Origin of the sequence: Vibrio sp. HB236076 (assembly GCF_040957575.1) — a bacterium.
Classification (GTDB): Bacteria; Pseudomonadota; Gammaproteobacteria; order Enterobacterales; family Vibrionaceae; genus Vibrio.
The window spans coordinates 2,673,133-2,698,140 of sequence record NZ_CP162601.1 but is presented as its reverse complement, the minus strand read 5'-3'; the positions used below and the strand labels follow the sequence as shown (position 1 = coordinate 2,698,140).

Here is a 25,008-nt window from a genome sequence, read left to right as displayed (position 1 = left end):
TTTATACCAATCTCACGCAATCTTGGCTTTGACTCTAAGGCGCGATTTGACCGCCGTTGACATCCAACACTTGGCCGGTGATGTAGCCCGAGCAAGCATGGGAAGCCAAAAAAGCAAAAGAAGGAGCGACTTCTTCACTGGTGCCAAAGCGACCCATCGGAATTGAGTTGGCGATCGCGGTACGGACTTCGTCGGATTTACCGTCGTGGAACGCGGTATCAATGGTGCCCGGCGAGACAATGTTAAAGCGAATATTGTCCTTGGTGAATTCTTTGACCCAATTGCGGTGAATATCGTGTAGCCAAGCTTTAGAAGCGGCGTAAATCCCAGCGCCGACACCGCCGCCTTCACGTGCAGCAATCGAGCCGGTACTGATCACACAACTGGTTTGCCCAGATTGTTGTGCCGATTGCTTGAGAAAGGGAATGGCGTATTTGGTCATCATCAACGCAGAGCGCGCATTGAGGTTCATGACGTGATCGTAAAATGCGTCATCGATACCTTCTAATGGGCTTCTTCCTCCTAGGCCGCCGGCGTTGTTGATTAAAATATCAAGGCCACCAAAGTGGTCGGTAAAGTCTTGTACTAACTGTTGGCATTGCGCGCTTTGCGTCAGGTCGGCGGCAAAAAACGCCGCTTCACCTTGCTCTTGATTGAGCTCGGCGACCAATTGATCGATAGCATCAGAATGGGTACGGCCATTTAAGCCGACTTTTGCCCCTAATTGGACAAAAAGTTTTGCTGCGGCCAAGCCCATGCCGATGGTTGAGCCGGTGATTAAAATGCGTTTGCCTGCAAGATCGTTAAACATAGTCGGGTTACCTCATACAATGGGAATGTTCTGAACAACGAAATAATTGTAGTACAATATTACATTAAAGGCTATTTTTGGCTATGTTTATGATTTTATTTGTGATTGATGACGCAAAATACCGTTCGACATCGATCAAGTCCTTATTGTTGTTCACGTTATTATCAACAGGCGGTTTTGTGAAATAAGTCGAAAGTTATGATTGAAATATCACTCTATGTTGCCAATTTGATAGAGAATTGGCGACCTTTCATCCAGAGTGACACGACTGGCCTCGATACAACAAATACTGTTAAGTTGAGTAAAAAAACGCAAATAGATGGCAGAAATCACGGCTGAGATTATTTTTTATGTTATATTAGTATTAAATACTACTAATTATTTTAGGTTGTACGCACCATGGCGAATTCTTTTTCTTCAATCTCTGGCTCAAAGCGCAGCTTGCACGTTCAAGTGGCACGAGAGATTGCTCGAGGAATTTTATCGGGAAAAATTGAGCAAGGTTCTATCTTACCTGGTGAGATGTTCTTGTGTGAGCAATTTGGCGTAAGTCGCACGGCGCTTCGAGAAGCGGTTAAGCTACTGACATCGAAGGGCATGCTAGAATCAAGACCTAAAGTTGGTACCAAAGTGGTCGAAAGAGCTTATTGGAATTTCCTCGATTCACAACTGCTTGAGTGGATGGATGGCATTACCGATAAAAGCGTTTTTTACCGTCAATTCCTCGGCTTGCGTTTGGCCATCGAGCCAGAAGCCTGTCTGCTGGCGGCGAAACACGCCACCGCGGAGCAACGCATTCAACTGTCGGAAGCATTTCAAGAAATGTGTGTCGTGGCTGAGGCACAACCGTTTGATCAGCAAAAGTGGACTCAGGTTGATATGCGCTTTCACGATCTGATTTTCCGCTCGACGGGCAACGATTTTTATTTGCCGTTTGGCAACATTCTCAAGACCATGTTCGTCAACTTCTTTATTCACTCTTCGAAAGATGGTGGTACGTGCATTGATGAACATCGCACGATTTACGAAGCGATCATGGCGGGCAATGGCGAAAAAGCCAAATTGGCGTCTGTGACTCATCTCAATGAAAACAACCATCGCTTACAAGCGCTTGAAGAACAAAACCAAGCCTTATTAGCACAAAGCGGTATTAAAAAAGCCGTTTAACCATTCATGATTTGTGACCCCAAAAAAGAGAACTTCGCGTTCTCTTTTTTATGGTCTGAGGAAAATGTCTTGCAACAATTACAACCGCGCCTTGGTCGCAAGTGGACCCTGTTATTTTTGGTGATCATCAGCGCCTTTCCCCCCCTTACGACCGATTTGTATTTGCCGGCTTTGCCCCACATGGTCGAAACGCTAAACACATCACAAACCTTGATCAACTTGACCCTGAGTGGTTACTTTGGCGTTTATGCCACGGGCTTGTTGTTTTGGGGGCCATTGAGTGAAAAGTTTGGCCGCAAGCCGATCATGTTAGTCGGCATCGGGCTTTATATCCTGGCCAGCTTGGCTTGTGCGGCCAGTTACTCCGTGGAAATGTTGATTGGTTCACGGGTCTTGCAAGCGTTTGGCGGCAGTGCCGTCACCGTTGTCGCGACCGCGATTGTCAAAGACATGTATCAGGGACGCGAGCGAGAAAAAATCATGGCCACCATCATGTCCTTAGTGATCATCGCGCCGATGATCGCCCCGGTATTAGGGGCCTTTTTATTGACGATCGGCAACTGGCACTGGATGTTCATTGCATTGGCGCTTTTTGGGGCCTTGTGTGTGCCGTTTGCTTTGGCCTATCGAGAAACCCTGACTGAAAAGTACACCGGCTCTGTATTTCGCGCTTGGGGGCGATTGTGGGTAGTGACACAAAATCGCGCGTTTTTGCAGTTGCTGTTGATTTTTTCTTTACCTGCGCTGGCGATGATGGCCTTTTTGGCGGCGGGCTCTTATGTCTACATCAATGGCTTTGGCCTTACCGAGCAGGTATTTAGTTACTTTTTCGCGTTTAACGCCTTTTGTGCGTCGTTTGCCCCGCGGGTGTATTTAAAAGTGACGCGTTATATCTCGATACCCACGATGATAAGCTGCAGTTTTCTTGGTTTGACTTTATCGGGCGTGGCGATGACCTGCTTAGGGGCCAGCAGTCCCTACGTATTTGCATTATTGGCGGCGACGGCGACCATGTCGGTTATCTCTTTGCGGGTGCCGGGGACGAACTTAATGTTAGAACAACAAAGCAAAGACACAGGCTCTGCGGTGGCGGTGATCCAATTTTCGACCATGATGTGCGGCGCGCTTGGCATGTCGCTGGTGTCACTCAATCCAGAGACCATGTTGCAAAACCTTGCCTACATTCAGCTGGCGATTGGCTTGGTGGGCAGTGTGCTGTGGTGGCGAGTCAAACATCGGCCTTTTGTGGTTGATAAGCTGCCTCAGGTTGAACCTTGATAGACCATGGTCAAAGCGCCGAATAAAAAAGGGCAGCACTTCAGTGGGCTGCCTCTTTTTTATTACCATGTGCTGATCAATACCAAGCGTAGTGTAATCGATATGGAGAAGACGAGATCAAGCCATCACTGGTCACGCCAGTCCGCTCGGCTTGATTCCAGCGTAGTTCAATGCCTAACAATGCTTGATCGTAAGAGGCACTGGCCTGATATTCCAATAAACCGGCTAACTCCCAGCGCGAGTCTAACAACCACTGTCCTTCTAAGCGCAGAGCCGCGCCCAAGCCACTGTCGTTACTTTGGCTGACCGAGGTTGACGCGCCATATCGATCGCTGATGACATCGCCATTATCGACTTGGTTATAGCCAAGCGCGATTCGTCCTGCCCATTGCCAAGTGCGATTTTCTTCGCTGAGCCACTGCAGTTGTCCGCCAGCACTGATAAATTGTTGTGGGCTAAAGTAACCGCCATTGCCCAGTGAATAATCGTTTTGGTTCTCTTGATAATGCATCCAAGACAAGTAAGGCCCGAGGCGAAGGTAGTCAAACGGATAAGACAATTGACTGGCGATATCTTTATTTAACCCAGTGCTTATACTGAATTTTTGATTACTGCCGACGTCAGTGCCTTCAATCCAAGCCCAATCAAGCTGCGCATTCGATGACCAGGTAGGGTCCCATTGGTAATTGAATAAGGCGCGAGCCCCATTGGCACTGACACTGCCCCAGCGTTCACCCTCGTCGTTCACTCCTGTGGTGCTGAGTATGGTTTCTTCTATCGGGTCGCGATACAGGCTCGCAGCGTAACTCCAAGGATCGTCAAACCAAACCCCTGACAGCATGGCAAACCACCGCGACGGCAAATTGTCTTGAGGTTGTTGATACGTCAAGCGAGCAAGGGCGTTCCAATCGCCGCCTTGTCTGCGGTAAAAAGCCTGTAATTGGCTGGCTTGAGTATCGAAATTGCCACCTTGGTATGTCAAGTAAGCGGTTTTTAGCCCATATTGAGCACCGTCATTTCGGCGGGTGTAACCCAGTGAGTATTGCTGGCTCTGCAAGCCGGTTAAGTTATTGCCGGTGTCGTTATTTTGCCAATCAAACCCCGCTGATAACGTGGTTTGATCTGCTTGCTGTGAGGTACTGTCCAAGGCGTAAAAACGATTAAATTGTTTGCGAGACCAAGCGGTTTGCTTTTGCTTTTCGGTTAGCGCGTGTTGCACAGAAGGGTAAGAGTGAGAAAATTGATCCAAGAGGGGGTCTTGAGGATCAAAGCTGTCGACCAAGGCCTTGGCAAATGTGTGATTGTTCGGCTGACGGGAGATCAGTTGAGCAAAGGCCCACTGCCGTTGACCGCGATGGTTAAGTTTGGCTTGTGTCCAAGCGTAAATCTCCATCTGCTGATCGTTTAACTTGCCGAGGCTTTGGATGGCCTCGGCCATGATTTCACTCTGGTGATACTCTTGCTGCTGAAAGTGGGCTAACTGGCGTTTGGCATAGCCCTCAATACAGTAATGGAGTAAGTTTGCTTGGGTGACGTGTTGGCAGGCCAGTTCAAACGCTTGTGGCTCTTGGCCCATTTTCTCAAGGGTTAACACTTGGCCATATTGATGACCTGACGTGGTAAATAGAGTGAGCGCGGTGTCGAATTGTTGTGCGTCAAAGCGTTGCCAGGCGCTGGCATTGATCACCGCGTTGGCGAGGGTCGGGGCTTGCGCGATCAGTTGGGTTAACGCGGCTTGGTCGTTGCGCTTTATGGCCTCGTTGATCATGCCTTTTAAGGCGGTGTCTCGCCCATCTTCGGCACTGGTATTGGGGCCGGTGATCGCCAAAGCATGTTGAAAATGTTCTAACGCTTGGCGATATTGAGAGCGACTGAGCAAAATCCAGCCGACGAGGCGTAAGCGTTCAGGGTTATTTTGCGCAAAAGCGGCCTTAGACGCCGTCGACACCGTTTTGTTAGGCAGCTTTTGCCATTGTGGTTTGCTTTGCCGACTCAAGCGAGAAAACAGCTGTTCTACAGGGTCAACAACGACGGTGGGCCGAGCACTGGCCTTGGGTTGTTGCTCACTTTCTTGCGCCTGTGACTGCAAGCGCAAGGCAATACGAAGTTGCGCGGCAATCGCGTCTAAAATCGCCTTTTCAGGGCGCCAAGTGGGGTAAGTTTGTTTTAAACGCTGTAACTCTTGCATCGCCAAGTCGGTGCGCTGCTGGCGAATGTAATGCCAAAGAGCAAAGGTGTCGACCTTAGCGCCGAAGAGCTCTTGGGCGTTGAGCTCAGCGCTTTGCTGATCCAGGGCTTGTTTCTGGTAATCGACGTTCACGGTATTCGCCGATAGTGCAAAGGAGACACACGCACTAAGCCAGAGTGGGGAAGTCGAGCGCCGCGTCATGATTTAGGGTTCTCCTTGAGTAATGAAAGTTGAGACAGCAAGATTAAACTCGCAGAGTAATAATCGCTGGCGCTGTCTATGCTCGGCAGAGGCACGCCTGAATTTTCCGCGTTCGATTTGGATGCTTGCGCCTGACTGTCTCGGTGATTGTGATGCGGTTGATACCGATGCTGGACACTGGTGGCGATCGATTGCATGCCACTGTTCATGGTGTAATCAGCGTGAGAATTGTCGCTCAGATTGACGGTACCCGGCACCTTGTCTTGCTGCCAAAAATTAAGAAAAGGCGTCAGTAAAGCGCGATCGCCATGGTCAGACATAGCTATATACAAAGGAATGCGACAAGCGTTATAAGCGTAATCTGGCGATAAAGCCCCCTCCAGCGTTAATCCTTGCTCGGTGAGCATGACCCAATCTGGCGGCAGGTGCCATTGGCCAAATTGCGCCAACTCGATCAATTGCTCTCCCGATAGGTACAACTGATGCCAAATGGGATCTTGAGTTTGCTGGCTAAACTGCTCTAGGGCCGGAAACACCCAATAAGACAAATTCAACTGCACTCGTGCTTTATCCGGTTCAAAGCCGTATTCGGCAGGCAGCAGGATTAAATGGCCAAAACGTCGCGTGATCAATTTGGATTTTACCGCGTTTAACGTTTGCAGGGCGGCTTGCTGCCAATCTGGCTCTTGCCATTGCTCGGCGGCGAGTAGCAAGGCCCACGCAATGAGAATGTCGCCATCAGACGCATTGTTACTGTCACTGACGCAGGCTTTGTCACGACTGGGACACGGCTGATATTTCCAACTGTACAAGTGATCGTCGCGAGCGAGTACCGCTTGTGTCCACTGCCACAGTTGTCGAAAAGCGCTTTTGTCTTGAGCGTGGACGGCAAACAACATGCCATAGCCTTGCCCCTCACTGTGAGAGATGTCTTGATTGGCCGTATCCACCACGCGCCCGTGCTGCAAGAAGCGCGCTTTGTAGTGCTGCCAATCATCTTGAAACGGGCTTGGCTCCTGTGGCGTGCAATGACTTAGCCCGACCGCCACACAGGCGGCGAGCAGCGCGTTTTTGAGTCTTGGGTAAGGCGTTATTGTTGCCATTGTTCTTCCACCTGACGGTGTTTGCGCTTGAGTAAAATAAACGCCAATATCGCAACGAGAATCACTAAACTCACAGTAATGAGCAACCAGTACCAAGGATTTTGCGACAGCCAGGCGCGAATTTCCATAAAGGTTTCTTCGTGCCCTATGTTGTAAGGTGCCGAGGTTTGCATCACCAAGGCGGGCTTTTCGCCGCTTTGCCAAGCAAAAAAGTCACCGTGGATCTGTCCCCACATTTGATTGTCAACCAACTCTTCCGTGCGCTTTTTGAGCAGTTCAGCACTGTCAGCGGTGAGGATAACGAGTGTGCCCACGCGCTCAGATAGAGGGTTTTTGGTGCCGAGTAAAATCGACAATGGGCCTAAACTGCTTTTTTGCTCAGTAAAAGAGCTGGCGGCAATCGGTTCAGCCTGAGAGTCCAACGGCTGTTGAGCGACCAAGTTATACAGGGTGTTTTGCAATCGATACGCCCAGTTTTTGGTTTTGGTAATCGATGTGGTGACATTGTCAAACAAGGCTGGGCTTAATTGCTCTGGGGTAGCCAGCACAATGGCATTGGCTGAAAGCTGCTCAGGAATGGTATTTTCTATCGTAAGGTTAGGCAAAATGTTGCCCGCCGATTGCGCCATTTTCCCGATCAGCGTCAAAGCTGGTGACAGCATGGCGGGACTGGCCAGGTAAATGTTACTGACTTCCTGATTATTAAACTGAGCAAAGGGATAGCCTGTTTGTGTCATTAAGCGCAAATCGGGTTGGCGGGCGATGTGCGAGGCTTCGGGAATGGTGATTTCCGAGGTATTGTTGAGGTTAAAGCGCAAATAACCGCCGTAGACATCGGTACATTGGCCCGAGACTTGCGGGGTATTTTGGTTGACGTAAAAGTTGAGGTTGTTAAAGCCACCGCTAAAGTAGCGTGCGGGGATGGTAAACACGAAGTCTCGGTAAGCGTGGCCTTGCACTTCATCGAGCGGCACCGAATGCACCACATCGCCATTGACGGAAATATTTAAAATTGACCCAGTGCCAAACCCAGCGCCATAACCAAAGTTGAGTGACAATTTGATCTTGGCGTTTTCGGCGGGGTAAAAATCGGCGGGTAGGCGCACGGTCATATTTTGGCTAAAGCTGCCGCGACCGGTGAAATACAGCGGCGCTTGCCCGAGCTGACTAAAGGCATAGGTTTTTCCTGGGTGAAGTACCATGCGCTGCTGATCTAAGGTTTCTGCCGAGTTGTGTTGGCTCAAGATGGTCAGTTGATCATCGGGGTTGAGCACGTCATCCATATGAGCAAGTGTATCGGCAGCTTGGATCACATCGTCGGCCGTCACCCCTGAGACCAATAAACGGTAATGGCGTTCGCGGGCGGATGCGCTTTGGGTGACCCCCTCAGCCGTTGGGGTTTGCTGAATGAGCAAGAAAGGCCCATTGATTTGTTGATAGACGCGGTCACTGACCAAGGGCTTTAACGCCTCACGGGTGGCCGCCACAATGTGCAATTGCTCCAAAGGACTTTGCTTGGGTAAATACCAACTGCTGCGTCGATTGTTGTTCGCGCCCGATAACGATTCGTCGGTAGGGGCGTTTGCAGGAGAGATAGTATGGTGTGTAAAGGTCACGGAGCGGTATTGTTCGCGAATTGCCACCCCTTGTGCAATTAACGGCAACGCTTTTTGGCTCAATGCCTTAAGTCCTTTATCGCCGTCGATGGTAAAAATGTCCGCTTGATGCTGGCCACCAATACCGGGGTGAAAAAAGCCAGACAGAGATTGTAAGCGCATCGGCTTGGCTTCAATGGCATCGTCTATCGACAGCGTGGAGCGGTTTAAATTAATTTCGGTCCAAAGCTCAGGCGCATCGGGGTCTTGGCAGAGCTGCGAGTGCTGGCTGACCGCAAAAGTAAGGTTGTTGTATTCAGCGCGCCATAAGTCTTTGGGTATCGAAAGGTCGGCTGAAATCAGGGGTTTGTTGGCATTGAGCTCGATTTGACCAATGGTAATGTCGTTAAAGCGTATCGACAACACCGATTGGCGTTGTAATAACGCAATTGACGTGGTGGCTTCTAGATGTAACTGAGCCGATTTTATTGAGGCAAGCGGCGAGACGGGAATTGAAATGTTGGCCGACGCGCGTTCGCCTTCGAGGCGCAAGGTGTTGTTGCCGCCGTAAAAGGGACTGAGTGGCAAATGGTGATGCACCATGGCTTGTGCTTGACTGGCCCACAGGACCATCAAAGTGGACAGCAGAATTGCCGACAATCTGCTTAAGTGATTTAAAAAAGGTATCGTCATCTTTGCGTCAGTCTCATCCATATATGGGTAAATAAAGGTTTTATGCCAATACTCAATACGTGCTTTACACCAAAATAGTATGACACATGGCGAGCACGTCGGGATTGAAAGTTTTCCCAGCGGGCACTGTCGCCGAGGGTAAAGGCAATAATTTGTTGGTGATCGTCATCGCTCTGGGCGACAAATTGAACCGCAATTTCGCCGCGCTGTGGTTGATAAAACCGCGACTCACAGCGAATGGCCACGGGCATGTGTATGCTGTGGGCGAAACTGGCCAACAGCAATTGCTCGGGTAACTCACCGTGTTGGGGGGAGTGTGATGGTGCGCTATGCTGTTGAGCCGTGGAGGGATCTAAAATCACTCTTGCCCCATCGACACTGAGATCCACCAGGCGACCGGGCCAAGCATCGCCATCATCGCTGTATAAGGTCACTTCGTCGTACGCGGGCAGGCGAGAGTATTTGCGCAATTGTCTTTTTTCGATCAGTACTTCCAATAGCCCCAAACACAGCACCAGGTTAATGCTGTTCCACAACAAGACAATCAAAGTGAGCTCGGTATTGGTTGTGGTTTCGACCAAGCGATAAATGCCTGCTGCGGTGCCCAACAACAGCAAGAGGATCAACCAATAAAACACCCCAGACAGCGAGGAAATCGAATCTTTATCGAGGTTTTCACCTTTGGGTGTCACTAAAAATGACGGCTGGCGCGGGTTTTTGATCACCGTCAGCAAAGCCTGGAAAATAAAGGTACATTGCAACAGCTCATACAATTCAGAGACCAAAGGCCAGCGCTTTTTGCCGAACAAGACATGGGATAAGCGAAAACTGATGATAATGTGTGGAATGGTATAGGCGCATACCTCGAGCAGGGAGGCATTGATCAAATCCAGGTCCAACAACAGATAGAACAAGGGAGACAGCAAAAATACCAAGCGCGCAAAGGGGAAAAACCAAAAGAGAATGGAGCTCATATAACCCAAGCGCTGTTTCCAACTGAGTGCCTTTCTCAGATAGGGTTTTTTGAGAAATAAGATCTGCGCCATCCCTTGTGCCCAACGAATTCTTTGTTGGATAAACGACGCAAAGGTTTCCGGCGCCAGGCCGCTGATCATTGGCTTGGCAACGTAGACCGATTTATAACCGAGTGAGTGGAGCTCAAGCGCGGTTTCAGCATCTTCGGTAATCGAATCCCCAGCAATCCCGCCCACCTGATCTAAATGACGGCGACGCAACACCGCGGCAGAGCCACAAAAGAAGGTCGCCGACCAAAAATCGAGCCCCTTTTGGATAACACCGTAAAACATATCGTTTTCCGATGGCATGCGATCAAAAGCAGAAAAATAGTTGCGCTCTACCGGGTCGGGATTGATCATAAAGTGCGGGGACTGAACCAAAAACACGTCCTCGTCATCAATCATCCACGGCACGGTGCGCGCCAAAAAGTCCACCGTCGGTACGTGATCAGCATCTAGGATAACCACCAGTTCACCAGACATATTGGCCAGAGCGCTATTGATGTTACCGGCTTTGGCGTGTTCATTTTTAGCGCGAGTGTGGTATTGGGCGCCCATTTTTTCGCACAGGGCTTGCAGCTGCTGGCGTCGCGCGAGCGCGGCTTGGGCCGCCTCCTGGTTGTCTTGATTGATTTTTTGATCGGTGCCGCCGTCATCGAGTAAGTGAATCGATAACTTGTCGGCAGGGTAGTCGAGCATAGTCGCGGCGCGCAAGGTAATCTCTAGCATGTCCGCGGGTTCATTGTAACTGGGGATCACCACATCGACTTGAGGGTGCTGTTCATGGCGATAGCCTTCTAAGCTTCGCTCGGGGCGGTTTAATGGGTAAACGTTAATAAAACAGCCGATAATATGAATAATAAACGAGTAAAGCTCGGCCGCAAATAAAACCCACATCGCGATCAAAGAGAGGATTTCTTCGCTTTGCATGGTGTACAAACCGCGCCACATTAAGTAACGCACCGACAGCGTACAACTCATCAAAATGGCAATAATACGATAGACGTCATGCCAGCGACTGTGTTGCAGAGCGTCGGTTGAGGCGGCGTAAACAAAGGCCATGACCACTAAAGACATACTCAATTGCGACATGGCGTTTAACGGAATGGCCGAAAAGGTGACCAGCAATAATAAGGCGCAGACAAAAAAGGTCTTGAGCAACAACCCAGAACTCGACGGCAGGGCAGTTGGGCGCGCTGCGGTGTTGGTTGAGTGATCATTGGAATGGGTAGGCATGTAGCGGTCCGTCGGTCTTAAAAATAATTTGAGAGCTAGGGCGGTGTCGCAACCAAATCTCATCGGGGTAAAACTCGATGACCAAATCGTTTTGGTAAAAAAACCGCGCCACTTGGTGTCGATGACGACGACTTTCGCGAGCAAAAGGCATCAGCAACAAGGTCAAAAAGAAACTGCCGCCGCTGAGTAACAACGCAAACACAAACAACCAATCGGGCATCAATTGAGGAATGGCAAAGGTAAACACCAACATGCCCAATCCCATCACTAAGATACAGCGAGACACTGTCAGGCTCGCATGAAAGCGGCGCATGCTGACTTCGGCGTTTAAAAAGGCCTCGATATGCTCATCCCAATGCAATTGCTCTTTGGAATCGAGTGGCCAATATTGCTCGGTGATCTCTTGTTTATTCTTAGAAGCCATCGCATTGCCCTGTCAGACTGCCATCACTTGTTATCGGTCATTTTATCGCAAACGTTATCTTTATGTGGTGAAATTAATGCACTTGAGTGACCCGCGACAGATAGGTGGTGTCTTTGTGGTGTATTCCATTGGTCTTTTGGTTTGGCCGAGTACGTCACATTTCATTGATAATCAATATGAGTATAGACCAACCTAGAAAGTGTGATGTACCTTGGCGAAACCGGTTATCATCATAGGCTTTTGGTGAGGTTTAAGGCAAACTAAAATAACGATTTAATTGATTTTTTGACAATGAATTAAGTGTGTTATCTGGCATGTTGATGTTGGTGGCGCCGGAGTGAGTCGAGATGATGAATGACCCCGTATTACCCCATATCGATGGTTTTTTACAACAGGTCGCCCCTTTTGATCAGTTGCCTGCTAAAGCGCTGGCTGAAATCAGTCGCGAAGTTGAAATACGTTACTTTTCCAGTGGTGAAATGGTCATTCACGCTCAAGACCCCGCGCACTATTTGTACGTCATTCGCCGAGGTTCGGTGGAGCAAAGAAAGCCCGACGGCGTCTTGCGCGCTCGGTTAGGGGAAGCGGATTTATTTGGTTTTGGCTTGCTTTCTTCTGCCAGTGATGCGCCGCACTATCAAGTGATGGCCATTGAAGATACCCTGCTTTATTTGATTCCCTATCAGCGCATTGCCAAATTGTGTCACGATGACCCCAAACTGGCTGATCACTTTGCCTTCCAAGTCCAAGCTCGTTTGCAATCGGCGCTCAATGTGGTGTGGTCACAAAAAGAAAAAGGCCTCTTTTTTAAAAAGATAGAGGAGGTGACCTGCGGCGCGATTGCCAAGGTGGATATTAACGATTCGATTCAGTCGGTGGCCAAAACCATGCGCCTCAAAGTACGCACCTCGTGTGCGGTGGTGTTTGAGCAAGAACGCATTGTTGGCCTGGTCACCGATCGCGATCTCACCTTAAGGGTGATAGCAGAAGGCGTGGATATTCAAGCCCCGATTTCGACGGTCATGACCCCCGATCCCATGACCATCAACACCGATGATTTGGTGCTGAAAGCCGCCTCGATCATGATGCAAAACGACATTAAATGCTTGCCGATTGTCCAGGGGAATAAAGTCAAAGGATTACTGACCACCAACCACTTAGTGCAAAATCACCGCGTGCAGGCCATTTTCTTGATTGAAAAAATTAAGTATTGCCACAGCACGAGCGAATTAGCCCACCTCAGTGTGGAACGACAAGCGATTTTTGAGGCGCTGGTGGACGGGCAAGTAGTACCGAGTGTGACAGGTCAAGTGATGTCGATGATCATGGATGCCTATACTCGGCGTTTGATCGCCATTGCCATCGATAAACTCGGTGAACCGCCGTGTCGTTTTGCGTGGATTGTCGCTGGCTCTCAGGCGCGCAATGAAGTCCACATGTGCTCAGATCAAGACAACGCCATTGTGCTGGCCAACGAGGCCAGTCGCAACGACAAGTTGTACTTTCAACATTTGTCGATGATGGTGTGCAATGGCCTCGCGCGCTGTGGCTACCCCTTGTGCAGTGGCCGATTTATGGCCGCCAACCCCGCCTGGTGTCAGCCCGTCACGGTGTGGAATCAGTATTACCACAAATGGATCAGCAACCCAGAGTACGAAAGCCTGCTCAACCTAACCGTGTTTCTCGAAACCCGCACCTTGGTTGGCGACGCGGAGTTAGAAGCACAAATGCGCCGCCCTCTTGGCCAGCACTTATCCGATCAAAGCGGCTTTTTAACCAATTTGGTTAACGACATCAATCGCACTAAGCCGCCATTGGGTATTTTTAACAGTTTGGTACTGGAAACCTCTGGGGAAAACTCGCGCACGCTCAATATTAAAAAGAATGCCATCAACATTATCATTGACCTCGCTCGGGTATATGGCATTGCGGCAGGCAGTGATGTGCAAAGCACAGAAGGGCGCTTTCAGGCCGCCTATCAAGCGGGGATCATGAGTGAAGAAACCTGTGATAACGTCGTCAAAGCGTATCAATACTTGCTCTCGGTTCGCCTTTTCCATCAACGAGACGCCTTAAAATATGGCAAGGTGGCCGATAGCCACATTGATCCCCAAGCGATCAGCCACTTTGAGCGGCAGCACCTCAAAGACGCGTTTCGCGTGATTGCCGACTTGCAAGAAGCGGCGAAACTCAAGTTTGGGATGTACTGATGATCAATTGGCATCGATGGTGGAGCTCATCACCGCTCAGCCGTTATCAACGCAAGCGCAAACAATGGGCTGAGCGTGTCGCTGCAAGTCGCAGTGAACAAGCCCGCCAAGCCTACCCTTGGCCCGAATCTGTCAATGCGATGCTCTGCGAGCCGAGCATTGACAGTCACACCCCATGCCATGCGCTAGATTACTTAGTTTTTGATATTGAATGCAGCGGCTTAGATGCCGAAAAAGACACGATATTATCGATAGGATGGCTGAGTATCGAGCAGCAAAGCATCAAGCTCAACAGCGCGCAACACTATTACATTACCCCCGATGCGCCCAGTGCGATGGATAAAGACGCGGTGGCGATTCACCAGATCATGCCCAAACACTTACAGCAGGGCATCGCCATTGAAACCGCTTTTCAGCGCCTTTTTGACGCTGCGCAAGGCAAGGTGTTGGTGGTGCATGGCAAATGTGTCGAAGTGGCTTTTATGGCGCAGTTTTTTGCCCGTTATTACCAAACGCCCTTACCGCCGTTTTACTGGTTAGACACCCTGACAATGGAAAAAAATAGCTTGCAAGCCAAAGGCGATTTTCAACAAGGGGTAACACTATCAGAAGTGAGGCAGCGCCATGGCTTACCCCCTTACCCAGAGCACCACGCTTTAAGTGATGCCCTCGCCACCGCAGAATTGTGGTTAGCGCAAATGCACCGTCGCGACCGCCAATCACCGGTGACGTTTGGCGAGGTCTTTGCCGTCAGCGAAAAGCCGCCTCGTCGTGAAGCCTTGTTTTAATCGCAGACGCCTTGCCGTTCTAGCCAGGCCTTGACGCTTTTCGCCCTGTGACCGCGACGGCTGTGGGCATGTTGCGCGCTATTTGGTTAAGGGGTTTGGTAGAGCAAGGTTTCAAATTGCACGAGAGCGCTGCCATTTTCAAATTGATTATAGACGCCCGCTTTAAAATAGCTCAGTAAATGACTCCAGTAATCAATTGGATAACTGACTTTAAGCTGCCCATCAACATGGATCAACAACAAGCTGTCGCCAACCGTGAGTGTCATGGCGGTGAAGCTATCGAGGTTTGCGGCGCCAAGATCATAGCGGTCATACGAGTTATCGCACGCATCGGGTGGGTTATCTATACTGCAATCGAGGCTGTTGTTTTTGATGATCGCCCAGTAATGCCCGTAAAGATTATTGCGATTGGCCTCGTAGACAATTCTCACCAGGGGATGGGGGATATAGCCTGTCCCAGAATCATCTTCGCCTTTGTTGTGTACTTGTAAAAAGGTGACCGCATCATTGGCACTACTGGTGCTTGACATGGCCGCTTCGATGCCAATCGGTTTAAAACTGGCCGTGAGTACGTAGGGCTTACCGGTGGTATCAAAGTTATCGATCATACGAAGCTCAGAGCGCATCTTATAACCGGACATGGCAAACGACAGAACCTCTTCAGTACCATCATAATAAAAGTAATCATTATAAAAATCAGCAAACTGTCCGGCTTTAACCAGATCGGATTTGTTGCCCTCATCGCCGTCGGGATCCGATTGTTGTAAATTTGCGTGTTCGAGCAGATCTTGCCAAGCGACATAGCTGTAAGGCGCACTGGCATCGGTGCTACTGGATGCACTGGTGACCGTCGAAGCGGCGTCATCACTCACGCTATCGGCGCTCTCCGATCCCGATTGGCAACCGAGTAATAATAACAGGCTCAACATCGGCAACAGGGAACGGGAATTGCGCGTGTTTTTGCCGTGTTGTGGGGTAGTGGCTGGGTGTCGCATCGAGAGGTACCAAATGATTAATTTGTATTATTGTATATTTATAATAAATAGCGTGTCGTGATGTCTTTCACGATAACGACGACGTAGATAAGCGTTTTTTGTCGTCCTATTGCACATTATTGGGCGTTTTATTGATTTTTCGTCGTAGTTCATCGGATTTTTTGAAATGCTTCACGGTGAGTTAGGGGTATTTTGTAGTATTAATGCTTGGTGTTTGCTGTGTTATTCGCTCGATTTGTGATGGCCAGTAAGCGAAAAATACCAATAAATGAGGAACCCTACATGTTATTTCGCCTTTCACTTATCAGCGCGACACTGGTTTTAAGTGCGTGCAGTCAAAGCCCCTCTTTAGGTCAGGCCGCGCCGGTGCACACAAGCGAGCCGGCCGCGCTCAATCAGGCCGCGCCGAGTCAGTATTTTGCTCTGGGCGATTGGAAGTTGACGTTGCCAGAGCATGAAACCTCAGGTAAGCGCAAAGGAAAAGCACGAGAGATCAACAAGCATCAATTATCTCAAGGCTTTATTAGTCAAGAGTGGTTTTATTATGATAACGCGCGTCAAGCCATGGTGTTTAAAGCGCCAAATGATGCGCCCACAACGCCGAACAGCAAAAACGCCCGCAGTGAGCTGCGAGCGATGTACGCGGAAAAATACGACGAGCCGGCCAATAACTTTGTACTCGCTTCTCACCCTGATGCCGAAAAATACGGTTCAATTGGCGGACAATTATCGGCAACGGTGAGTGTCGACTGGGTCAGTCAAAGCGGGGATGCAAATAAAACCGGCGCTTACTCTGTGGTGATTGGCCAAATCCACGCAGCCAAAAATGAACCGTTAAAAATCGCTTATCGAAAATTGCCAGGCCACGATTTGGGCTCCCTGTATTGGGGCTATGAACTCAACCCGCCAAAAGCACAGCAAAAGTCGAAACTTCGCAAAGACATACGTTCCAATGTATGGGGTAAATACAACCTCAAAGCCGGCGATGAGTCCCCCCTTGATGGCATTGCTTTAGGCGAAAAATTCCACTACGACGTTGAGGTAAAAGGCGATGTGATGACCTTGACCTTTATCAAACACCCCGGTGAGGCGAACGAAGAGAGCAAAACCTTTCAGGTCGATTTAGCGCATGGCCATTATCAAGGCCATGACATAGACCAAGGCTATGGCGATGATTGGATGTACTTTAAAGCCGGTGCTTACAACCAATGTAATACCAAAGCCAGCTCTTCGGCGTGTCAATACCGAGGCGCCGACTCAGGGGACTACACTCAGGTGAGCTTTTACCAACTCGATTTAGCGCGTTTTTAAAGTTTGATCGGGATCAATGGGGCAGGTTAACTGCCCTATTAATCATACAATTATGCCTATTTATACCTTGATTAAAGGGTTTTTTAGCCGTTCGTTCACTGACATTCTCGCTTTTTTATCCCGACTCATCTGGGCTAAAACCGTCTTCTATTGACGATAAATCTGAGCCTTTTCTGTTATTTTCCCTTGATACAGTGACCAAGATCAGAGTTTTGTCGATCAGAATGATGGAAACGTCTACTGCATCACGAAATGATTATATTGTACTACAAATAGATATTGGGTGACTTATTATAGTGACACACACACCTCACCCTAAAGGTCGAAAAATGGATCTCAATACAATAATAGTCGGCATTTATTTCTTGTTCCTCATCGCGATAGGTTGGATGTTTAGAACCTTTACCAGCAACACCAGTGACTACTTCCGCGGGGGCGGTAGCATGTTGTGGTGGATGGTAGGGGCGACCGCATTCATGACGCAATTCAGTGCTTGGACATTTACAGGTGCTGCCGGTAAAGCCTACGCCGATGGCTTTGCGGTGGCGATCTTGTTCCTCGCTAATGCCTTTGGTTACCTGATGAACTACTTGTACTTTGCGCCTAAGTTTAGACAGCTGCGCGTAGTGACAACGATTCAAGCGATCAGAATGCGCTTTGGTCGTTTTAACGAGCAAGTGTTTACCTGGTCTGGTATGCCAAACAGCGTTATCTCAGCGGGTATCTGGCTTAATGGCTTGGCCATTATCGCTTCTGGTATCTTTGGCTTCGATATGACCACCACCATTATTCTTACCGGTCTGGTGGTTTTGATCATGTCGGTGACCGGCGGCTCTTGGGCGGTTATCGCGTCTGACTTTATGCAGATGGTGATCATCATGGCGGTCACGGTGACGTGTGCTATCGTGGCGATCGTACAAGGCGGTGGCGTCACACAGATTGTCGAGAACTTCCCCGTACAAGAAGGCGCTTCCTTTATTTCAGGTAACAACGTCAACTACCTCAGCATTTTTGGCCTATGGGCATTCTTTATCTTCTTCAAGCAATTTAGTATTACCAACAACATGCTGAACTCTTACCGCTATTTGGCGGCAAAAGATTCGAAAAATGCGAAAAAAGCCGCATTGCTTGCGTGTTTGTTGATGACGTTAGGTCCACTGATTTGGTTCATGCCTTCTTGGTATATTGCCGGTCAAGGTGTTGACCTGGCTCAAGTTTATCCGGATGCAGGCTCTAAAGCGGGCGATTTTGCTTACCTTTACTTCGTTGAAGAATACATGCCAGCAGGGATGATTGGTCTTTTGATTGCCGCGATGTTTGCCGCCACCATGTCATCGATGGACTCTGGTCTTAACCGCAACTCGGGTATCTTTGTTAAAAACTTCTACGAGCCGATTTTACGCCCACAAGCGTCAGAAAAAGAGCTGGTGTTTGTTTCTAAGCTCACTTCAACCTTCTTTGGCATTGCGATCATTCTCGTTGCGCTGTTTATTAACTCTCTCAAAGGATTGAGCCTGTTTGACACCATGATGTACGTCGGTGCCTTAATTGGCTTCCCAATGACAATTCCAGCGTTCTGTGGCTTCTTTATTAAGAAAACCCCAGACTGGGCGGGTTGGGGAACACTGATTGTTGGCGGCGTCGTGTCTTACTTCGTTGGCCTGGTGTTAACCGCTGAAATGGTTCAAAACTGGTTTGACTTACAGCCGCTTACCGGTCGTGAATGGTCTGACTTGAAAGTCGCGATTGGCTTGATTGGTCACTTGGTGTTTACCGCAGGCTTCTTTGTCTTGAGTACTCTGTTCTACAAACCCCTGTCTGATGAGCGTCAAGTTCAAGTGGATCAATTCTTTGATAACTTAGCGACGCCGTTAGTGGCCGATTCGACAGCACAGAAAAAACTCGACAACAAACAGCGCCGTATGTTGGGCAGTTTGATTGCCGTGGCGGGCGTAGGCGTAATGGCCATGTTTGCCCTGCCTAACCCAATGTGGGGACGATTAGTCTTTATTCTGTGTGGCTTTATCGTGTTGGCGGTTGGTCTATTACTGGTCAAATCCGTCGATGATAAAGTGGAGGCAGAAGCCGAAGTCGCCACTAAGTAATTCACCGATTTGTTCGATACTAAGCCGTAATAAGTTCTCTTTATTACGGCTTTTTTTTACCGCAATAAAGAATCACGGGTCAGTCTAGAGAGCACAATCTACACCGTAAAAGCGTGCTCTCGATTGGGCGGACACCTAAGTGATCAATGATGAAGCCAGAGTAGTCTGGTGAGCCATGTTATTTGACGTTTAATCCAATCAACAAGGAAATCTAATGAAGACACAATTCGCACTCGCCTTAGCGCTCCCCATCAGTATCTGCAGCTCGCTGGCACTGGCCGACAGTGCCCCTTACGATATTGCCCGTTATCAGTCCGTGCTCGATGAATCGAAATTGCAGGCGCCAAACAGCGCCACTTATATTGCCAATGGCGACTTTGAGGGGCAATACAATCAATACTTTTATGTCCCTGACACTGGTAATGCGTGGATGACCTTTGAGGTCACGGGCGATCACGCCCGCTCTGAGTTAAGGCAAGTCAACAACTGGTACACTTCAGACACACAATACCTCAACAAGATGATCGCCAATGTGCTGGTTGATGATCCTTTAACTGGTGAAGTCGACGAGATCACTTTCTTGCAAGTACATGACGTGACCAGTAACAGCAATGCCATCAATTTGCCCTTAGTGCGGATTGTGTGGATGCGTGAGTACGACGATGTCAGCGACCACTATTGGGCGATCATCAAAGAAGATGCCTGTGAGAGCTGTAAAAACTACGCCAAAATTGACCTAGGTGAATATCGTGACTCTGCCGTTAAGTTTGAAATTCGTATTGAGAATAATGCGCTGACAATAAAAAGAGACAGCGTGACTCATTCTGAGATCAATAAACTCGACATCAGTTACTGGGGCGAGTTGGAAAGCTACTTTAAAGCGGGGGTTTACAATCAAGACTCAGGCACCGGACGAGTGCAATTCGAGTCACTCAAATACTACCAGCAAGCGATTGACTGATCAGCGCATCTCGCTAGTAAAAGGCAGCCCGTTGGCTGTCTTTTTTTATCGGTGTGCGAGGTCTTGCCGCAAGACAAAAGAGAGACTTATCGGTGGTGAACGAATCAAGTAGGAGGCGATAATAGTGAGTTATCATCGATGGACGATGAATAAAGAGAAAAAGCGATGGAATAAAAAAGCAAAGAAAAAAGGCACAGCGCAAGGAGCAACCATAAGGAGTAAATAGCTTACTGTGCCGAAAAGGCCTTTGACCGTATAAAGGCAAACGTGACAACAAAACAACAAAACAACAAAACAACAAAACAACAATTATTTAAAACAATAAATAAAGCGATTAAGCGACGGTATTGACGGCTTCTTTAACCAACTCACCTAACTCTTGCCAACGACCCTCATCCATCAATTGGCTCGGAACCATCCACGTACCGCCACAGGCAATTACAGAAGAAATGTTCAAATATTGGTCGATGTTATTCGGGTTGATCCCCCCGGTTGGCATAAATTGCACCGGGTAAACGGCCGCGAGCGACTTGAGCATGCCGACACCGCCAGAAGGCTCAGCCGGGAAAAACTTCAGCGTTTTTAGCCCCATTTGCATCGCTTGTTCGACTAAGCTGGGGTTGTTGATACCAGGAACAATCGCAATGCCCTTATCGAGACAGTACTGAACAGTGACCGGATTAAAGCCAGGGCTAACGATAAAATCCGCACCGGCGGCTACCGCTTGATCGACTTGTTCTATCGTCAATACGGTGCCTGCGCCGATCAGCATTTCTGGGTACGCATCGCGCATAATGGCAATGGCCTCTTGGGCGCAATCGGTGCGGAACGTAATTTCGGCACACGGCAGGCCATTCTCGACTAATGCTTTACCCAGTGGCAGAGCGTGTTCGGCCTGATTAATGGCAATCACGGGAATGACTTTTAGTTGCGCTAATTGGTCGACAAGTTGAGTCATGATGTTTTCTCTTAATAGTTTCTGTTTGAGGGCTAAGCCCAGAAAAGTGTGTTCATCGACACTGGCCGATGAGCTGAATCACGGCGACTAAAGCTCAACCGATTGCATCGCAGCTGGCGGAATTAACGCGCCTTTGGTTTGTATGACTTGCCCTGCAACGCGATGGCCAAATTGGGCCGATTCAACGGCGCTGCCTTGGGTGAGTCGCCGAGCGAGGTAGCCTCCGCTAAAGGAGTCACCGGCTGCCGTGGTATCGACAATTTTCTCAACCGGGGCAGGGGCGACGGAATCCATCTGCTGGTCGAGCACGACCAAGGCCGCCTCACCACCGCGTTTAATGATGATTTCTCTCACGCCAAATTCTTGGGTGCGAGCAATGCATTGTTGTTCCTCGCGGTCGCCGTATAACAACTGTTCATCGTCAAAGGTCAGCAGCGCGGTGTCGGTCAGGGCCAAGACCTGAGCGTAGGCTTGCTGAGCTTGCTCTGGGGATGACCATAACTTAGGGCGGTAGTTGTTATCAAAATACACTTTGCCGCCTTGCTCGACAAATCGAGCCATCAGCTCAAAGAGGGTCTGACGACCAACATCGGTTAAAATGGCTAAACTGATACCACTTAAATACCAGGCATTGAATTCGAGAAGTTGATCACTGAGATCGCCAATCCGATCAGGGTCAAATAGGTATTTTGCCGCCGCATCGTTGCGCCAGTATGTAAAACTGCGCTCACCGCTGTCATCGGTATCAATGTAGTACAGGCCAGGCGATTTATCGTCAAAGCGACGCACCAAACGAGTATCGATGCCCTCACTTTGCCACGCTGTGAGCATATCTAGGCTAAATCTATCTTGGCCAAGAGCAGTGACATAAGCGGTGGTAAACGGGTGTTCGCGAGTGAGGCGGGTAAAGTAAACGGCGGTATTTAAGCTGTCTCCACCAAAGGATTGACGCAACCCTTGTTCGGTGTGTTGCAGCTCAACCATGCATTCGCCAATGATCGCGAGTTTAAATGGGCTCATGTTCTGCTCCTTTACAACAAAAAGTGATGATGACGCTGTGCGTTTTCATCTTTAATCTTACATGCTTTGCTAATACGCATGTTTTTTGTGTCTATTTTTTATCGAGTCACGATGGTGATAACGGTGACTTTTATAACGGTGACGGTTACTTTAAAAAGTCTTCACGGGCCGGTGAAAAAGCGTCGAGCAAAATGCTGTTCTCTTCTAATGAGACGGCACCGTGCACCAGGTGTTTGGCCGCGATATAGGCATCACCCGCTTTTAACACTTGTTTTTCGCCATCGACTTCGGCTTCAAAACTGCCACTCACGACATAACCGATCTGATCGTGGATCTCATGAGAATGGGGTTCGCCAATGGCACCTTTAGCAAAACAAAGGTGAACCAGCATCAAGTCATCGGTATAACCGACGATTTTTCGCTTGATACCCGGACCGACTTCTTCCCACGGGTGTTCGTCAGATTTAAAAAATGCAACCATTGTTCAGCTTCCTTTTCATATTAGCGATGTGGTAACCATAAAACACTTTTTTATTATTGTCATACAATATGTTTTAAATCGTGACTGGTATCAAGGTTCAAGAGGGATAAGTCAGCGAGAGTGAAGTGCGGGATTGGCTTCTTTGATCTTGCTCACTATTCTCTGTGAATAAGGCGTGGCGAGCCTGGTTCTGTGTTCGGTTGTGATTGTGATCATCATTTGGATCATTGGAGTTGCTGAAGAGGGTCTATTTGTATTATTTTAGGATTTAAATAATGTAGTGAGAAATTTAAGGGATACCATGATGACGACCCCTCTGTTAATGAATGAAGCAGAAATTCATGCTTTGACGCAATCCATGGCAGATAATGGATTAATGGCCGAGAGCATTGCGCAGCAACGTGTCGCTGTTGAAGCGTTTATGGCTTTACCACTGGAGGTTCCAGGGCATGGTGAGGCTGGCGGTCCCGAGCATACGAGACACAAACAAAACTACCAGTATATGAATGTCGCGGGTCGTCTATTCTTGATCACTGGCGAGCAAAAGTATGGGCAATTTGTCACAGATTTACTGACAATATACGCTGACCGTTATCTGGGCTTTGATTTTCATGTGCAAAAAAACACCAATCCCACCGGGCGCTTATTTCATCAAATCTTAAACGAGCACTGTTGGTTGCTGTTTAGCAGTTTGGCTTATTCCTGTGTTGCGGCGTCGATGACCCAAGCACAGCGCGATCACATTGTCTCTAATCTGTTTGAGCCGATGTTAGAGATGTTTACCGTCAAATATCGCCACGATTTTGATCGCATTCACAATCACGGTATCTGGGCCGTGGCCGCGGTGGGCATTGCCGGCTTAGCCATTGGCCAGCGCCACTATCTCGAGATGGCGGTGTACGGCTGTGATGCCGATGGCACCGGCGGCTTTTTAGCTCAGCTCGATCAATTGTTCTCGCCATCGGGTTATTACCTTGAAGGGCCTTACTACCACCGTTATGCGATTCGACCCACTTGTCTCTTCGCGGAAATCTTGCATCGTCATTGGCCCGAAATCGACATCTTGAACTACAAAAACCAAGTGATTAAACACAGCATTAAAGCGCTGCTGTCCACCGCTTACCCAGATGGCGTCTTCCCCGCCTTAAACGATGCCTCGCGCACGATGAGCATTCGCGATGAAGGGGTTAAAGTCGCGGTGAGTTTGTACGCGCATCACTATCAATGCGATGACAATATCGTCGCCATGGCGCAGTTACAACAAGGGGTGTGGATTCACGCTTGTGGGTTAACCTTGTCGCAGCAGCATCAAAAAGCCCGCGCTCAAGGGCCCATTGGTGTGCCAAATTGGCCAAGCTGTTCATTGAGTGAAGGGCCGCAAGGCGATCGCGGAGCACAAGGCTTTTTACGAGCAAAAACCTCGGCAGGGCAAGTCAGCCAACTGGTGATGAATTACGGCCAGCACGGTATGGGCCATGGTCACTTTGATACCTTAGGCGTGAGTTTTTTCAGCTTGGGTCAAGAGGTATTAACCGAGTATGGCTTTGGCCGCTGGGTCAATGTCGAAACCAAGTTTGGCGGGCGCTATTTACCCGAGAACCAAGGCTATGCTAGACAGACCATTGCCCATAACTTGGTGACGGTTGACGAAACCAGCCAAAATCTCGCCGATGCAACACTGGCGGATACTCGCCATGGTGTCGAGCACTTTTTTGCCGACATCAATGATCAGCGACAAGCCATGAGCGCGTTTGCTGATCAGCATGTCGATGGGGTCAAGATGCAGCGCAGTGTCTTTTTGATTGGCTTACCCGAACTCGCGGCGCCCCTTTACTTAGATTTGTTTGCCTTACAAAGCGAGCAGACGCATCAGTACGATTACAGCCATTATTATCAAGGTCAAATCGTTCGTACCCATCAAGGCATCGATGCCAATTCGCCGCTCATGCCACTGGGTGAGGGCAACGGTTACCAACATCTGTGGAAACTCGGCCAAACCTGTGCCGACCAAGGCGCTTTAGTCAGTTGGTTACAAGGTCAACATTACTATACGTGGCTCGGCACTTGCAGCAGTGCGAAAAGTGAGCTGGTGATGACGCGCACAGGTGCTAATGATCCCCAAATGAATTTGCGCAGTGAGCCTGGGTTTGTGTTGCGTACTCAAGGCGACAACACCTTGTTTGCTTCGGTACTTGAAAGCCATGGTTATTTTAACGAAGCGTATGAAAAGTCAGAGCAAGCCCGAGGCCAGGTTCAACAGATCACCATTGTGCATTCCGATACCCAGGCCAGCATCGTCGAGGTCATGACAAGCGAGCATCAAGTGACGGTGATGGTAAGCCATCGCCGCGACGATAACTCTGCGCAAGAATTTGATATTGAAGTCAGTGGGCAACACTACGCTTGGCAAGGGCCGTATCAAATTGACATTCAAGCTCACACCACGGCCACCGCACAAGATTAAGGA

The 25,008-nt window shown here is 49.0% G+C and carries 18 protein-coding genes; 8 read left to right on the top strand and 10 right to left on the bottom strand.

Going from position 1 to position 25,008, the window contains the following annotated elements:
* Window positions 1-34: 34 nt before the first annotated feature.
* Window positions 35-811: an SDR family NAD(P)-dependent oxidoreductase gene (locus tag AB0763_RS11870; protein WP_306101981.1), complete on the bottom strand. Its 777-nt coding sequence runs from the start codon at window positions 809-811 to the stop codon at window positions 35-37.
* A 399-nt stretch (window positions 812-1,210) separates the two neighbouring features.
* On the opposite strand from AB0763_RS11870, the gene AB0763_RS11865 reads away from it, so the two are divergent.
* Window positions 1,211-1,978 carry a FadR/GntR family transcriptional regulator gene (locus AB0763_RS11865; RefSeq protein WP_306101980.1) on the top strand — a complete coding sequence of 256 codons (768 nt, stop codon included), beginning with the start codon at window positions 1,211-1,213 and terminating at the stop codon, window positions 1,976-1,978.
* Between the two features lie 69 nt (window positions 1,979-2,047).
* Complete coding sequence (locus AB0763_RS11860; RefSeq protein WP_306101979.1) at window positions 2,048-3,256, top strand: multidrug effflux MFS transporter; 1,209 nt, start codon at window positions 2,048-2,050, stop codon at window positions 3,254-3,256.
* 76 nt (window positions 3,257-3,332) lie between these two features.
* Here the strand turns inward: AB0763_RS11860 and AB0763_RS11855 are convergent, their stop codons facing one another.
* Genes AB0763_RS11855 through AB0763_RS11835 form a run of 5 tightly spaced genes read right to left on the bottom strand, consistent with a single transcriptional unit; the run spans window position 3,333 to window position 11,712 of the window.
* The gene (locus AB0763_RS11855; RefSeq protein WP_306101978.1) at window positions 3,333-5,645 is read right to left on the bottom strand and encodes a cellulose synthase subunit BcsC-related outer membrane protein; all 2,313 of its coding nucleotides are present in this window, start codon (window positions 5,643-5,645) and stop codon (window positions 3,333-3,335) included.
* On the bottom strand, window positions 5,642-6,748 hold the full coding sequence (locus AB0763_RS11850) for a glycosyl hydrolase family 8 (protein ID WP_306101977.1): 1,107 nt from the start codon (window positions 6,746-6,748) through the stop codon (window positions 5,642-5,644). The genes AB0763_RS11855 and AB0763_RS11850 overlap by 4 nt, the downstream gene beginning before the upstream one ends.
* Complete coding sequence (locus AB0763_RS11845) at window positions 6,736-9,036, bottom strand: cellulose biosynthesis cyclic di-GMP-binding regulatory protein BcsB (RefSeq protein WP_306101976.1); 2,301 nt, start codon at window positions 9,034-9,036, stop codon at window positions 6,736-6,738. Before AB0763_RS11845 ends, AB0763_RS11850 begins: the two co-directional genes overlap by 13 nt.
* On the bottom strand, window positions 9,033-11,288 hold the full coding sequence (bcsA, locus tag AB0763_RS11840) for a UDP-forming cellulose synthase catalytic subunit (RefSeq protein WP_306101975.1): 2,256 nt from the start codon (window positions 11,286-11,288) through the stop codon (window positions 9,033-9,035). The genes AB0763_RS11845 and bcsA overlap by 4 nt, the downstream gene beginning before the upstream one ends.
* Window positions 11,269-11,712: a hypothetical protein gene (locus AB0763_RS11835; protein ID WP_306101974.1), complete on the bottom strand. Its 444-nt coding sequence runs from the start codon at window positions 11,710-11,712 to the stop codon at window positions 11,269-11,271. Before AB0763_RS11835 ends, bcsA begins: the two co-directional genes overlap by 20 nt.
* Window positions 11,713-12,062: 350 nt before the next feature.
* Between AB0763_RS11835 and AB0763_RS11830 the strand changes: the two genes are divergently transcribed.
* Both AB0763_RS11830 and AB0763_RS11825 read left to right on the top strand, forming a co-directional pair.
* Complete coding sequence (locus tag AB0763_RS11830) at window positions 12,063-13,922, top strand: DUF294 nucleotidyltransferase-like domain-containing protein (RefSeq protein ID WP_306102086.1); 1,860 nt, start codon at window positions 12,063-12,065, stop codon at window positions 13,920-13,922.
* Window positions 13,922-14,710, top strand: coding sequence for an exonuclease domain-containing protein (locus tag AB0763_RS11825; RefSeq protein WP_306101973.1), 789 nt, complete (start codon window positions 13,922-13,924; stop codon window positions 14,708-14,710). The genes AB0763_RS11830 and AB0763_RS11825 overlap by 1 nt, the downstream gene beginning before the upstream one ends.
* An 86-nt stretch (window positions 14,711-14,796) precedes the next feature.
* On the opposite strand, the gene AB0763_RS11820 is transcribed toward AB0763_RS11825, so the two are convergent.
* The gene (locus tag AB0763_RS11820; protein WP_306101972.1) at window positions 14,797-15,705 is read right to left on the bottom strand and encodes a polysaccharide lyase family 7 protein; all 909 of its coding nucleotides are present in this window, start codon (window positions 15,703-15,705) and stop codon (window positions 14,797-14,799) included.
* Window positions 15,706-15,987: 282 nt separating this feature from the next.
* Between AB0763_RS11820 and AB0763_RS11815 the strand changes: the two genes are divergently transcribed.
* The 3 genes from AB0763_RS11815 to AB0763_RS11805 all read left to right on the top strand — a co-directional run bounded on the left by AB0763_RS11815 (window position 15,988) and on the right by AB0763_RS11805 (window position 20,082).
* The gene (locus AB0763_RS11815) at window positions 15,988-17,016 is read left to right on the top strand and encodes a polysaccharide lyase family 7 protein (protein WP_306101971.1); all 1,029 of its coding nucleotides are present in this window, start codon (window positions 15,988-15,990) and stop codon (window positions 17,014-17,016) included.
* 329 nt (window positions 17,017-17,345) lie between these two features.
* Complete coding sequence (locus AB0763_RS11810; RefSeq protein WP_306101970.1) at window positions 17,346-19,121, top strand: sodium:solute symporter family protein; 1,776 nt, start codon at window positions 17,346-17,348, stop codon at window positions 19,119-19,121.
* A gap of 214 nt (window positions 19,122-19,335) precedes the next feature.
* On the top strand, window positions 19,336-20,082 hold the full coding sequence (locus tag AB0763_RS11805) for a polysaccharide lyase family 7 protein (protein ID WP_306101969.1): 747 nt from the start codon (window positions 19,336-19,338) through the stop codon (window positions 20,080-20,082).
* 334 nt (window positions 20,083-20,416) lie between these two features.
* Here AB0763_RS11805 and AB0763_RS11800 read toward each other — a convergent pair whose 3' ends face one another.
* The 3 genes from AB0763_RS11800 to AB0763_RS11790 all read right to left on the bottom strand — a co-directional run bounded on the left by AB0763_RS11800 (window position 20,417) and on the right by AB0763_RS11790 (window position 22,541).
* Window positions 20,417-21,040 carry a bifunctional 4-hydroxy-2-oxoglutarate aldolase/2-dehydro-3-deoxy-phosphogluconate aldolase gene (locus AB0763_RS11800; protein ID WP_306101968.1) on the bottom strand — a complete coding sequence of 208 codons (624 nt, stop codon included), beginning with the start codon at window positions 21,038-21,040 and terminating at the stop codon, window positions 20,417-20,419.
* Between the two features lie 87 nt (window positions 21,041-21,127).
* Window positions 21,128-22,060 carry a sugar kinase gene (locus AB0763_RS11795; protein ID WP_306101967.1) on the bottom strand — a complete coding sequence of 311 codons (933 nt, stop codon included), beginning with the start codon at window positions 22,058-22,060 and terminating at the stop codon, window positions 21,128-21,130.
* 145 nt (window positions 22,061-22,205) lie between these two features.
* Window positions 22,206-22,541, bottom strand: coding sequence for a cupin domain-containing protein (locus AB0763_RS11790; RefSeq protein ID WP_306101966.1), 336 nt, complete (start codon window positions 22,539-22,541; stop codon window positions 22,206-22,208).
* Window positions 22,542-22,842: 301 nt separating this feature from the next.
* On the opposite strand from AB0763_RS11790, the gene AB0763_RS11785 reads away from it, so the two are divergent.
* Entirely contained in the window at window positions 22,843-25,005 is a 2,163-nt protein-coding gene (locus AB0763_RS11785; protein WP_306101965.1) for a heparinase II/III family protein, read from the top strand.
* Window positions 25,006-25,008: the final 3 nt, after the last annotated feature.